15 protein-coding genes, 1 tRNA gene and 1 pseudogene are annotated in these 12,269 nt (G+C 61.5%); 13 read left to right on the forward strand and 4 right to left on the reverse strand.

Annotation, left to right across the window (positions count from 1 at the left end):
* The first annotated feature begins 54 nt into the window (after nt 1-54).
* The 11 genes from hisS to E3T27_RS03800 all read left to right on the forward strand — a co-directional run bounded on the left by hisS (nt 55) and on the right by E3T27_RS03800 (nt 8,734).
* Entirely contained in the window at nt 55-1,308 is a 1,254-nt protein-coding gene (gene hisS, locus E3T27_RS03750; RefSeq protein ID WP_134571631.1) for a histidine--tRNA ligase, read from the forward strand.
* Nucleotides 1,309-1,457: 149 nt separating this feature from the next.
* Entirely contained in the window at nt 1,458-2,738 is a 1,281-nt protein-coding gene (gene eno, locus E3T27_RS03755; protein ID WP_104196711.1) for a phosphopyruvate hydratase, read from the forward strand.
* A 116-nt stretch (nt 2,739-2,854) separates the two neighbouring features.
* Complete coding sequence (locus E3T27_RS03760; RefSeq protein ID WP_104196712.1) at nt 2,855-3,373, forward strand: FtsB family cell division protein; 519 nt, start codon at nt 2,855-2,857, stop codon at nt 3,371-3,373.
* Nucleotides 3,370-3,912: a DUF501 domain-containing protein gene (locus E3T27_RS03765; protein ID WP_134571632.1), complete on the forward strand. Its 543-nt coding sequence runs from the start codon at nt 3,370-3,372 to the stop codon at nt 3,910-3,912. Before E3T27_RS03760 ends, E3T27_RS03765 begins: the two co-directional genes overlap by 4 nt.
* Nucleotides 3,909-5,282 (forward strand): S8 family serine peptidase, encoded by a 1,374-nt coding sequence (locus E3T27_RS03770; RefSeq protein WP_134571633.1) that lies wholly within the window; start codon nt 3,909-3,911, stop codon nt 5,280-5,282. Before E3T27_RS03765 ends, E3T27_RS03770 begins: the two co-directional genes overlap by 4 nt.
* Before the next feature lie 25 nt (nt 5,283-5,307).
* A complete protein-coding gene (locus tag E3T27_RS03775) occupies nt 5,308-6,792 on the forward strand; it encodes an NAD(P)/FAD-dependent oxidoreductase (RefSeq protein WP_104196715.1) in 1,485 nt (494 codons plus the stop codon).
* Nucleotides 6,793-6,866: 74 nt separating this feature from the next.
* Nucleotides 6,867-6,943, forward strand: a tRNA-Leu gene (locus E3T27_RS03780).
* A complete protein-coding gene (locus E3T27_RS16765) occupies nt 6,916-7,527 on the forward strand; it encodes a GNAT family N-acetyltransferase (protein WP_478213404.1) in 612 nt (203 codons plus the stop codon). The genes E3T27_RS03780 and E3T27_RS16765 overlap by 28 nt, the downstream gene beginning before the upstream one ends.
* Nucleotides 7,524-7,886 carry a hypothetical protein gene (locus E3T27_RS03790; RefSeq protein WP_134571634.1) on the forward strand — a complete coding sequence of 121 codons (363 nt, stop codon included), beginning with the start codon at nt 7,524-7,526 and terminating at the stop codon, nt 7,884-7,886. The genes E3T27_RS16765 and E3T27_RS03790 overlap by 4 nt, the downstream gene beginning before the upstream one ends.
* Nucleotides 7,887-7,888: 2 nt before the next feature.
* Nucleotides 7,889-8,215 carry a transcriptional regulator gene (locus E3T27_RS03795; protein ID WP_134571635.1) on the forward strand — a complete coding sequence of 109 codons (327 nt, stop codon included), beginning with the start codon at nt 7,889-7,891 and terminating at the stop codon, nt 8,213-8,215.
* A gap of 282 nt (nt 8,216-8,497) precedes the next feature.
* Nucleotides 8,498-8,734, forward strand: a complete 237-nt coding sequence (locus E3T27_RS03800) for a tetratricopeptide repeat protein (RefSeq protein WP_104196758.1) — start codon at nt 8,498-8,500, stop codon at nt 8,732-8,734.
* 63 nt (nt 8,735-8,797) lie between these two features.
* Here E3T27_RS03800 and E3T27_RS03805 read toward each other — a convergent pair whose 3' ends face one another.
* From E3T27_RS03805 to E3T27_RS03815, 3 genes are all read right to left on the reverse strand, one after another.
* Entirely contained in the window at nt 8,798-9,604 is an 807-nt protein-coding gene (locus E3T27_RS03805; protein WP_134571636.1) for a hypothetical protein, read from the reverse strand.
* 3 nt (nt 9,605-9,607) lie between these two features.
* Nucleotides 9,608-10,141, reverse strand: coding sequence for a hypothetical protein (locus E3T27_RS03810; protein WP_134571637.1), 534 nt, complete (start codon nt 10,139-10,141; stop codon nt 9,608-9,610).
* A 139-nt stretch (nt 10,142-10,280) separates the two neighbouring features.
* On the reverse strand, nt 10,281-10,508 hold the full coding sequence (locus E3T27_RS03815; protein WP_166786086.1) for a hypothetical protein: 228 nt from the start codon (nt 10,506-10,508) through the stop codon (nt 10,281-10,283).
* 216 nt (nt 10,509-10,724) lie between these two features.
* On the opposite strand from E3T27_RS03815, the gene E3T27_RS03820 reads away from it, so the two are divergent.
* Entirely contained in the window at nt 10,725-11,030 is a 306-nt protein-coding gene (locus E3T27_RS03820; protein ID WP_134571638.1) for a GNAT family N-acetyltransferase, read from the forward strand.
* Nucleotides 11,031-11,261: 231 nt separating this feature from the next.
* Nucleotides 11,262-11,603: a DUF3140 domain-containing protein gene (locus tag E3T27_RS03825; protein WP_134571639.1), complete on the forward strand. Its 342-nt coding sequence runs from the start codon at nt 11,262-11,264 to the stop codon at nt 11,601-11,603.
* Between the two features lie 90 nt (nt 11,604-11,693).
* Here the strand turns inward: E3T27_RS03825 and E3T27_RS03830 are convergent.
* A pseudogene (locus tag E3T27_RS03830) lies at nt 11,694-12,245 on the reverse strand (dihydrofolate reductase family protein).
* Nucleotides 12,246-12,269: the final 24 nt, after the last annotated feature.

Consider the following 12,269-nt stretch of genomic DNA (forward strand, 5'->3'; position numbering starts at 1 on the left):
CCCGTTCGGGGGTGGACGGTGAATCGCGTCGACAGCACCTGAGAGAATTACCCCATGGCTATTGCAGTAACCCCGCCGCGCGGCATGCGCGATTTTCTCCCCGCCGATAAGGCCGTGCGCGAGCGTTCTCTCGGCATCATCCGCGACAGTTTTCGGGCGCATGGCTTCGACGAGATTGAAACCCCGGTCATGGAAGATTCCGACCGGCTGCACGCAGGGCTCGGCGGCGACAACGAGAAGCTCGCCTTCGCGGTGCTGAAGCGAGGCCTCAGCACAGCGGATGTCGCGGCTGCGGCCGAGCAGGATGACCTGCTGTCCCTGGCTGACCTCGGACTGCGCTTCGACCTCACTGTTCCGCTCGCCCGGTTTTATGCCACCCACCGCGCCGCACTGCCCGCCGTGTTCAGGTCGATCCAGATCGCCCCGGTCTGGCGGGCCGAGCGCCCGCAGAAGGGGCGCTACCGCCAGTTCATGCAGTGCGATATCGACATCATCGGCGAGGCCGGCCCACTTGCCGAGATCGAACTGATCACCGCCACGGCTGCGACGCTCGACCAGCTCGGCCTCGAGGGGTGCTCCATTCGCATCAATGACCGGCGCATCCTCAGCGCCCTGCTCGCCTATTGGAATGTCGGTGCGGAGCTGACCGAACGGGCTTTGATCGTGATCGACAAGCTCGACAAGATCGGCGTCGATGGCGTCGCCAGCGAACTGGGCACCCTCGGCATCGACGCCCCCGACCTGGCCACGCTGCTCACCGAACTCGGATCCGGTGGCTGGTCCCTCGGCGACAGCGCCCCGAAGTGGCTCGATACTGCGGCGTTCGCTGACCTCACGGACCTGCGCGCAGCCCTGCCCGGCGTCGACCTGGTCTTCGACCCGACCCTGGTGCGTGGCATGGGATATTACACCGGCACCATCTTCGAGATTTCCCACCCTGACCTGGCATATTCCCTCGGTGGCGGCGGCCGCTACGACGGCATGATCGGCCGATTCCTCGGCACCGACGTACCCGCCTGCGGATTCTCGATCGGTTTTGAACGCATCGTCGACCTGCTGCAAGCGGATGCCGCATCCGCTCAGCATGCCGTCGTACTTGTTTACGAGAAAGACGCCGATTCGGCCCGTCTGGTCGCCCTCAAGCGTGACCTCATCGCCGGGGGATTGCGGGTGCGCCTGGAACGACGCACCAAGAACCTCAAGGCGCTGCTCGACCGGGCCGGAGAAGCCGGTTACGGACGCTTCGCGTTCGTGAGCGCTGACACGCAGGCCGCTGTCGACCTCGACTTCAAGCCGCTCGGTGCCTGACGCCTGACGCCTGACGCCGCTTCAGCGGATCGGCGGATGCGTTTGGTTAGACTGAAACCGCCTGGATCACCCGGCACACCCTACTTTCATTCGACGAGTACCCCGGCGTCTACCCAGGCGTTCACCCCCCGACAAATCAGGAGACAGTTGTGGCCCTAATTGAGGCAGTAGACGCACGCGAAATTCTCGACTCCCGCGGCAACCCGACCATCGAGGTCGAAGTTTTGCTCGGTGACGGAACCGTCAGCCGCGCCGCAGTACCGTCCGGTGCATCCACCGGGGTATTCGAGGCTTATGAGCTGCGCGACGGCGACAAAGCCCGCTACCAGGGCAAGGGCGTGCTCAAGGCCGTCGAAGCAGTGATCGACGACCTCGGCCCCGCGGTCGAAGACATCGACGCGACCGACCAGCGCATCGTCGACCTTGTGCTCATCGAAGCCGATGGCACTGATAATAAAGAGCGCCTCGGCGCCAACGCCATCCTGGGCGTCAGCCTGGCCGTGGCCAAGGCCGCCGCCAGCTCAGCCGGCCTGCCGTTGTTCCGCTACCTCGGCGGCCCGAACGCACACACCCTGCCGGTGCCCCTGATGAACATCATCAACGGCGGCTCGCACGCCGACAACGATGTCGACATCCAGGAATTCATGATCGTTCCCCTCGGTGCCGAATCGTTCAGCGAGGCGCTGCGCTGGGGCGTTGAGGTCTACCACTGCCTCAAGGCGCTGCTGCAGTCCAAGGGCCTGTCCACCGGCCTCGGCGACGAGGGCGGCTTCGCCCCCAACCTGCCGAGCAACCGGGCCGCGCTCGACCTCATCGTCGAGGCGATCACAATCGCCGGTTACGTTCCCGGCAAGGACATCGCCCTCGCCCTCGACGTCGCCGCGAGCGAATTCTTCACGGACGGCAGCTACAACTTCGAGGGCAAGAAGTTCTCGGCCGAAGAAATGAGCGCATACTACGCCGAGCTCGTCACCGACTACCCGCTGGTCTCCCTTGAAGACCCGCTCGAAGAAGACGATTGGGACGGCTACGTGCACCTCACCGCATCTCTTGGCGACAAGGTGCAGATCGTTGGCGACGACCTGTTCGTGACCAATCCCGTGCGTCTGGCCAAGGGCCTTACGCTCAAGGCTGCAAACTCCATCCTGGTCAAGGTCAACCAGATCGGTACCCTGACCGAGACGATGGACGCCGTGGCACTGGCTCAGCGCGCCGGCTACACGGCGATCATCTCGCACCGCTCAGGCGAGACCGAAGACACCTTCATCGCCGACCTCGCCGTCGCAACGGATGCCGGCCAGATCAAGACCGGCGCGCCCGCACGTAGCGAGCGCGTCGCCAAGTACAACCAGCTGCTGCGCATCGAAGAAGAACTCGGCGAGGCCGCTGTCTACGCGGGCCGCTCCGCGTTCCCCCGCTTCACCGCGTAACAGCGCTCGACTTCGCCTACGGGCCCCCGACCAACGTTCTTCGGCTGGTCGGGGGCCCACAGCCACACTTGCTACCGTTTTCACCAGCACGTTCATCGCCAGCGTAAGGAGTTGTCATGGATCAGAAACGACCAGCCCCACGGCAACCCGTTGTTTCAGAGGCCGAAACCCCCGCCGGTGGCTGGCTGCGCAGCATCCGCTTCTCCGGATTTTCGCTCGTGATGATGGTCGTGCTGATCCTCGCCGTCGTGGTGCTCGCGCCGAGCCTGCGCACCTACGCCGAGCAGCGGCAGCAGATCAGCCAGCTCAGTGCCGCTGTCGCCGACCAGAAAGCTGAGGTCGATCAGCTCACGAGCCAGCGAGAGCGCTGGAACGACCGCACCTACGTCACGACGCAGGCACGCGAGCGGTTGTCGTACGTGCTGCCCGGCGACATCAGTTTTCTCGTCATCAACGACCTGCCGGTCGTCGCTCCGCTCGAAGCGGATGCGAGCCCGGTCAGCACCAATATTCAAAGCACTACAACTGATTGGCTGGGTTCCTTGTTCGCCTCCACCATGACTGCCGGCCTCGCACCGCAAGCCGCAGCACCAGCGCCACCAGCGACGGATGCCCCACAGCCGGTGGCTCCGTGACCCGGCCGCCGTTCGATCCGTTCTCTCCAGCCGACATCGATCTCGTTTCGGCCCAGCTCGGTCGCCCTGCCCGCAACGTCGTCGGCATCGCTGCGCGCTGCGTCTGCGGCGCGCCGACCGTGGTCGCCACCGCTCCCCGGCTGGCCGACGGTACTCCGTTTCCTACCCTGTACTACCTGTGCCACCCGGCCGCGACGGCAGCGATCTCCTCGCTCGAAGCGACCCAGGTCATGAACGAATACAACGATCTGCTCGCCGAAGATGACGATATGCGCGCCGCATACCAAGCCGCTCACGAGAGTTTTCTGTTCGACCGCGAGCAGCTCGGCACCGTGCCCGAGATTGCAGGGATCTCCTCCGGTGGCATGCCGAGTCGGGTCAAATGCCTGCACGCCCTCGCCGCACACTCCCTGGCCGCCGGACCCGGCGTAAATCCGATCGGTGACCTTGCGCTGGCGCGTGCGGCCTGGTCGCCGACGGTCTGTGTCTGCCTGGACTACGCCGCCGTAGCCGCGACAGGCGGGACGGTTACGGAGTGACTCCGACTGCGCAACGGGTCAGTGGGCGTCGAGACGGCGGGCGTCGGGCCAGTGGGCAACGGGCCAGCGGGCGTCGAGTCAGGGCGGGCGTCGCGGTCGCCCTCACCGCAGCGCTCTTCGGCGGCACTGTCGCGGGTTCCGTCGTGCTCGACGCACCCGCCGCCCATGCCGACCAGATTCGTGACCTGCAGTACTGGCTGAACGATTACGGGTTCACCGAAGCCTGGAATACCACGCGGGGCGCGGGCGTCACCGTGGCCGTAATCGACTCCGGGGTCAACGGCAGCGTCCCCGAGTTGAACGGCGTTGTGACCGGGGGAACGGATGTCTCCGGTCTCGGCTCCGCAAACGGCCAAACCCCGGTCGCCGGTGACGACGATGATGGCGAGCACGGCACCCTGGTGGCCTCGCTGCTGGCCGGTCGCGGCACCGGTGACGGCACGGGCCTCATCGGAGTGGCGCCGGAAGCATCCATTCTGGCGGTGTCGGTGGGGTTCGGCAGTACCCGTTCCGCAGTGAGCAACGATGACCAGATCGCGCAGGGCATCCGCTGGGCTGTGGACAACGGCGCCGACGTCATCAACATGTCGCTCACCCGGAACACGCTGTATTGGCCGGAGAGCTGGGATGAGGCCTTTCTTTACGCCTTTGAGAACGATGTCGTCGTGGTGGCCGCGGCCGGAAACCGGGGGAGCGGCACCACCGAGGTCGGTGCTCCCGCGACGATCCCCGGCGTTCTGACCGTGGCGGGTGTCGACCGCAACAAAACGGCGAGCTTCGATGCGTCCTCGCAGGGCATCACCATCGCTATCGCCGCCCCGAGTGAAAAGCTGGTCGGCGTCATGCCCGATTCCAGCTACGTCCAGTGGGACGGAACCAGCGCGGCCGCGCCGATCGTGTCCGGGCTGGTTGCCCTCGTGCGGGCGGCCTACCCAAATCTGGATGCGGCGGGCGTCATGAACCGTGTCATCGCGACCGCGAACGCCAACGGGCAGTCCGTTCCGAGCCCGATCTACGGCAATGGCCTGATCGACGCTGCCGCCGCGGTGACCCGGTATGTCGCTCCGGCGACCGGGGCCACCCCGAGCGCACTTCTGACCGAGTGGATCACACTGCATCGTCGTGCCGAAATCGAGGTGGTTCCCACCGAAGTTCCGGTCGCTGAGGCTCCGGCAGCCGCAGACGAGGACCCGCCCCTGCCCGTGCAAAATGTGCTCACGGCCTGGCTGCCGACTCAACTGACATTGACTTATATCAGTCTGCCGCTCGCTGTACTCGTGGTGTTTGGTATCCTAGTAACGCTGTTAGGCATTGGGGCCACTCGGCATATCAAGCGAATTCGGCGCAACCCCAAAGATTTCGCACAATAATAATCATGTAGGAGGCTTTCTCATCGTGCCCAAAATTCTCATTGTTGGTGGCGGCTACGCCGGATTTTACACGGCGTGGAAGCTCGAGAAATGGCTGCGATCCGGCGAAGCCGAGGTCACCATTGTTGACCCGCTGCCGTACATGACGTACCAGCCCTTCCTTCCGGAGGTCGCTGCCGGATCTATCGAGCCCCGCCACGCGGTCGTGTCTCACCGTCGTCACCTCAAAAAGACCAACGTCGTCTCTGCCAAGGTTTCTTACGTCAACCACGCGGAGAAAACCGCCACGATCACGCCGCCAATCGGCGAGCCGTACGAATTTGCCTACGACATCATTGTGGTCACCGCCGGCGCGGTGTCGCGTACCTTCCCCATCCCCGGCATCGCCGACCAGGCCATCGGCCTCAAGACCGTCGAAGAGGCCGTCGCCATTCGCGACCGTGTGCTGACCAACTTCGACCGTGCTGCCGCTCTGCCAGCCGGCCCCGAGCGTGAACGCCTGTTGACGTTCGTTGTTGTCGGTGGCGGTTTCGCCGGGATCGAGGTGTTTGCCGAGCTGCGTTCCTTCGCCACCTCGCTGCTCACCCTGTACCCGGAGATCAGCTTCGAAGAGACCAACTTTCACCTCATCGAAGCCATGGCCCGCATCATGCCCGAAGTTTCGCTCAAGACGAGCCTGTGGGTCATCGACAACCTGGCCGGCCGCGGCGCGGAGATTCACCTCGACACCCAGCTGACCAGCGCGGTCGACGGCAAGATCGAACTCTCCACCGGGGAGACCTTCGAAACCGACCTCATCGTCTGGACTGCCGGCGTCATGGCCAACCCCACGATCGTGCGTCACACCGACCTGCCGATCGAGGAGCGCGGTCGACTGCGGGTTCGCGCCGACCTGCGCGTCGGAACCGAAGACGACATCATCGCTGACGCCTGGGGCGCCGGTGACGTGAGCTGCGTTCCTGACCTGAGTGGTGGCGGTGTGGGCGGCAACTGCGTACCCAACGCCCAGCACGCTGTGCGCCAGGGCAAGCTGCTCGCCAAGAACCTGGTTGCTGTGCTGCGCGGCGAAGAGCCCGTGCAGTACCTGCACAAAAACCTGGGTGCCGTCGCCGGTCTCGGCGTCGGTGTGGGCGTGTTCCAGAGCGGCAACCTTGCCATCACCGGCCTGCCGGCCTGGTTCGCCCACCGCGGCTACCACGGCCTGGCCATGCCGAGCTGGGAGCGCAAGCTTCGCGTCGTCTGGGGCTGGAGCAACAACGTGTTCCTCGGTCGCGATGTCGTCTCGCTTCGCGCCACCCAGAACCCGCGCGCCGTGTTCGAAGAGTTCGCTTCGCGTCCGAAGCCGCCGGCACCGGCCGAAGCGCCGGCCGCCAAGGCGCCGACGGCTCCGCGCGCGCCCCGTGCGCCGCGCAAGCCCACGGTCAAGGCTGCTGCAGCAGACGCTGCTGCTCCCGCAAAGCAAGCAACCGTCGGGCAGAAGGCGGCCGCTCGGGCATCCGCTTCGAAGTAGGTTTTTCGCTGGGTACTGTCGGGCGAGATCATCGCCCGACGGTACCCGCGCTACAGCCGCCCGTCACCGGGCATGCCCCCATAGCCCAATTGGCAGAGGCAGACGACTTAAAATCGTCACAGTCTGGGTTCAAGTCCCAGTGGGGGCACCACGAATGTTGCACGACAACTGATCGGACGCGTGGAGACCCACGCGCGCTCGGTGCAGCTGACAGAACTGACCGCCGACGTCAGCATCACAGCCCGCCCTTTCTTCGAGCGCCACGGATCCACCGTCGAGGCAGAACAGCACCCGGTGAGTGACGGCATGCCGCTGACCAATTACAAGATGAAAAAGAAGCTCCTCGACAGCGCGGTGTGCCTGAGCGGGCAGCTTGCCTGCCACACCCAGGACCAAGCGAAAACTGTCCGGGATCACTTACCACTTCACCTTGCCCTGACCCGCGCTGAACCGGGATGCCGTTCGTTCGCGGTCACCGCGACGATCGATCCGCTGATGTGGCAGGTCGAGGAGCGCTTCGAGGATGCAGCGGCCTGTGACACTCACCAGGAACGAGTCGCCAGCAGCGAGTGGGGCCAAGCTACCTCGGACATCGAACGCCGTTACTTAGTGATCACAACGGTTCCCGAGATGGTGTTGTCTCCCGGGGCTGTGGTTAGCTCGGCCGTGCCGATGACACCGTCAGGGATAACGACGTCGGCCGCGTCGACGGTCGGGGCCGGCGCATCCGTTTGATTAGACCGTTCATTGCCACCGGCGGTTTTGCGAGTGGCGCTCTCACGGCCGCCGTTCTCCTGCCTGAACCCTGGATATTCGTCGTTAGCGTCGGCGCGTTCCTCGCCATTGTCACCTCTGTCTGGCTGTTTCAGCGCTCTGGACCTCGCCGGCTGATCGCTCAGCCTGGTCAGCACATAGCCGGACGCCTGGTTCTCGTCGCAGTTATGTTCATGTTTCCGATCGGCGGGCTTCTCATCGGGACCTATACGGATAACGTCTGGGCCGTCGTGGCGCTAGCCCTCGCACTTCCTGCCATCATGTTGGTGATTCCATGGTGGTGGGAAAGAAACCTACCCGGCACAGTGGCAGGAAAATAAGCATGCAAGCCGCATTCGATGAAGTAATTCACGCGCCTAACCGGCTTCGCATCACGGCCGCCCTCTCGGCAGTTGTGAGCGCCGACTTCTCCGTAATCAGAGACTTGTTGAGCGTTAGCGATTCCGTGCTCAGCAAGCACGTCAAGCCATTCAGTGAAGCAGGTTACGTCGACGTCCTGAAGACTGTGATTAATTCCCATGTCAGGACATCTCTCACTCTGACCGTGAAGGGCCGCACAGCCTACCGAGGCCATATTGAGGCCTTGCGAGAACTCACCGCGAATATGGGCGAGGGAGACGCGACTAAGGACCAGATTTCCGAACTATAAAAGTCGAAAAGCTGCCGTGATGCTCATCCTATTTTCACGTTTGCTCTGGTCGTCCCGCACAGCGTTCCCCTTTCGAGAGGCGAAGTTTTTTCTTCGATTTCATAGGTGAGTGTCGCACTTTGACCTCGGCCGGTCATGGTCTCGTATGGGGTTCCCCGTAAGGGCAGTGCTCAAGCGGTCCTGCAGTCTGCCAAAATGAGCCCGTGACTGACTGGGAAGAACGGATCAGAATTTTTTTGGAGCGAGGTCAGTGGCGCCGACCAGGAGTTCACTTTCGGCTCTATGCAGGCCCTGATCACAGAGCGACGTGACGATGATCCGGCCGCTATCTTCGAGTGGGCGTCGGTGCATGACTTTCTTGGACGGGAAGCGGAAGCGATTCCGCTTTACCGCCGTGCGCTTGTCCCCTGTGTGAGCCGGCCGGCTGGCCTCAGAACGGAGACCACGGGAACCGCGATCTGCGTCGCACATCATCTTCATCACGAACGCCTTGATCGGAAACCACTACGGGGTGAGTAGTTGGCCCAACAGAATCTTTTCACCGAAAGAAGCGATGAAATGTCCTAACCCTTCACTGCCGTTCTATCTACCGAGGAGAACCCCGTGCACGAAGATGATCGCCGGAAATGTCGCGGTGAAGGCCCAAAAGAAAGTGTCGAGGCCAATCAGCACGGCTGTTCCGAGATGGAGCATGGCCCCGGCAAAAAGCAGCGCTACCAGAACGCCAGGGGGAGCCACAAGGGCTACGGGAAAAATGATCTCCACGACGATAACTGACCATCCGACGAAGCCTCCAAGCCAAGGTCGTCTACGAAGTACGGCTGCGGCCGTGGAGTGTCCATAAGTAGCGGTGTTGAGAATGCTTTGCATGGCTGATCCTTGACGCCACTGTGCGTTGGATACCTTCGATATTCCCGCAGCGAAATATGCCAACAAAGCCTGCGCCGCGATGAAATACAAGCCCACGGCTTGAAAAGGACTCGACGTTGGGAGCAGGAAGGTGAATGCCAAGCCCGCAAGGATGATGAACGATATCTGATTGGAGCCATCTTTGCCATAGCGAATTTGATAGGTCAGGAAAAGACTTGATAGTAAAATGATCGTTGCGTAACTGGCATAGAGCAGGTTGCTTTGAAACGGAGTGATTAGCGCTATGGAACAGACGATTCGAGCAATCACAACGATGCGTAGCCACACTGAGCCGCTGTGCCCGACCATCCATCCACGTGACGCACCGTGTGACCTAGCGAGGATCTGCCTGCTATTCCAGTCAAACAGCCCGCTCGAGCCGAATTCTTTTAAACTGAAAAGCAATTGCAGAGAACCTTGAAGAATTCCTATTGCCACGATGATGGCGGTAATTCGTGCGGCGCTTTCGACTGTCAACATGGCTTATGACACCGGGTGAGTCAGCGAATAAAAACGAACGCGTGGCACAGAAGCTCCGCTCGGACCGCGTGTTTCAACCAAAGCAAACTGGTAGAACGCCTGCGACGACAATGAACCTCCGAGTCGCTTGCGCGCAACGTCAAGCAAGATTATGTATGGCGCGGTGAACTGAAGCCGCTCTGCAGGGCTGTTGATACTGGAAAGCGCCAGCAGCTGAAACAATTCGATCATGCCCTCTCGGTAGCGTTTTCGCGGGTTCCAAAGGGGAAAGAGAATTCCTCTCGGGGATAAATCTAACTCCAACCATGGACTGACGCTCGTTTCATCGTCGCGACTGCGGTAAACAAAGTGATAGTTACTCGCGCCGGGATCTGGCGTAAAAAATGACCATTTTGGTATGAGTGTGAACCGGTCAAACCGTTTAGTTAGCCGGCTGAGCAGATTATTTTTCTGAAATGCGATCGTCAGTAAAAACCAGACAGAGAAAACAACGATCCCAATAACGCCGAATACGGAGCTTGCAATATCAATCATCATGTGCCCTTCCTCAGATCGAATCGGTCGGCGAACGGTTTGTAGCGGAAGCGACTTGACGGACGAACTCGTGGCGGGATCGTTTAACGATGCTGGTAGCAGGCAGCTATTGATGATTTGAGAATACGAAGCAGAGTTTGGGTCATTTCAATCGGGCGGCACGCGCATCCGCTTGGTAGGCCCGAAGGGCCTCCAACGTCTGTGCCGATCGGTGCTCTACAGGGACTTCTGCAAGCTCTTCGCTCATACCTTCTATGTCGCAACGGATAGCCGAACCGCCGTCCGTGACGATCCAGTCGTCATTGGGGTCGACAGGGGTGATGACGCTGTCGAGGGTCGAGAGTTCGAGATCGGTGAGGCTGATAGCCATGTGCGTTCCGTCTTTCGGGCTCGGAGAAATCGTGTCGACGCTCACTGTGAATCCAGGATGATTTGCGGCCGCTCATAATCAAGCGGGCCGGCCCACAGTAAGGCGAGGCGTATCGGTTCAACTACCTAATGTCTATTCTGAAAATCATCTTTCGTCAACTATGAAAACGATGAGCACCATAGACGTATCAGCTTGTTATGGGAAGGCCCAACAGCGATGTGTTCTGGGGTAGCGGAGCATCAGCTGTCCGTAGCACCGGCTGATGCGCGAAAGGGCTGGGGTCGAGCGCTCGTAGAGGCCGCCAAAATTCACGCGCAAAAGCGCGGCTACCATCGCATTTCGCTTCGCACTTACGCAGACGTCCCTTGGAACGCCCCGTTCTATGCGAGCGCCGGTTTTGTGGAGGAAGAACCAGCAACGCAATTCCATCGTTCCCTTGTCGGTATCGAGGGCGAACTTGGGCTTGACCGATATGGGCGGCGGGTGCAGATGGTTGCCCACGTTGAGGCGCCGGGTCCGTAGGACGTCGCATCGACGCGATGTCGCGTGAGAGGTGGGCAGTTGGACGCATCAATTCTCGGGCGACGCGCCACCGGCGATGTACTCGTGCACCGTCCCGTCAGATTTTGCTTGGATGCTCGATTGCGACGGTGGCTTTCTCTTCGTGCGTCCGCGCACAACGAGGTCAAAAAGATCAAACCGAAGCCTGAAGCACCCCTTGTTGCCGTGCACCATCACCGCGATGATTGATTCATGGCAGATAAAGCGAACGATGTCGATGCGGTCTGGGATGACTGGAAAAAGGCGGTCACGATGACCGCCAGTGAAATCACGTCGTGGCTCGACACCGACGAATCCCGGGAGGTCGGCCAGAAAGACGATGGCAATGGAGAGTCCATCGGGCATAGGTCTGGCCGCAGGATCGTGACGATTCTTGGAAAGAAGAAAGCCGATCTGACCGCGTCTGATATTGAACACATGCATAAGGTGGTCGGCTACGTGAAGCGGCACGGGGCCCAGGGACCAGAGTCCGATGTCGAGCACTCACGATGGCGCTACTCGCTCATGAACTGGGGAAACGATCCGCTGAAATAGGTCTCAGGTTCACGGAGGGAGCAGCGGTCGATCGGCGTGGGGTAGTCGGTCATGGTGTCGGCCGTTCTCACCGATCTGGGCGGCACCACATCAGTCCCTGCGCGGGCCGTAGGTGAGCACGGCGTTGCCCTTGCTCGTCATCACCGATGACTGAAGCGTCAGCCGAGTCACCGGGTCGGTCGGCTCGAACAAATGACGTCCCTCTCCCGCGACTACTGGGTGTGTCATGAGGGAGAGCGAGTCGAGCAGCCCGGCAAACAAGAGCTGCCGCACCAAAGAGATACCGCCGATCAAGGAGATCTCGCCGCCCTCTGTGCGCTTCAGGTCTGTCACGAATTCGGTGAGGTCGCCGGTGACCAGCGTCGAATTCTGCCAGGCCAGGTCGCCGGTCAGTGTGCGCGAGGCGACGAATTTTTGCACCGGATTGATGAATGCTCCGAACGGGTCATCGTTTTCGGTGCCGGGCTAGTAGCCGGCCCACTCCTCATAGCCGACTCGACCGAGCACAACCGTGTCGACGCGGTTCATCATGGTGGTCATCTCGACACCCAGCTCCTCGTCAAAGCTGTCGAACTGCCAGAGGTTCGGCGACTCGACCACGCCATCGAGAGACATGAACAGGCCGGCGGTCAGTTTTCGCATCAGAGTTCTCCCAAGGTCGGTCGA

It is taken from the genome of Cryobacterium lyxosi (assembly GCF_004403345.1).
GTDB lineage: Bacteria > Actinomycetota > Actinomycetes > Actinomycetales > Microbacteriaceae > Cryobacterium > Cryobacterium lyxosi.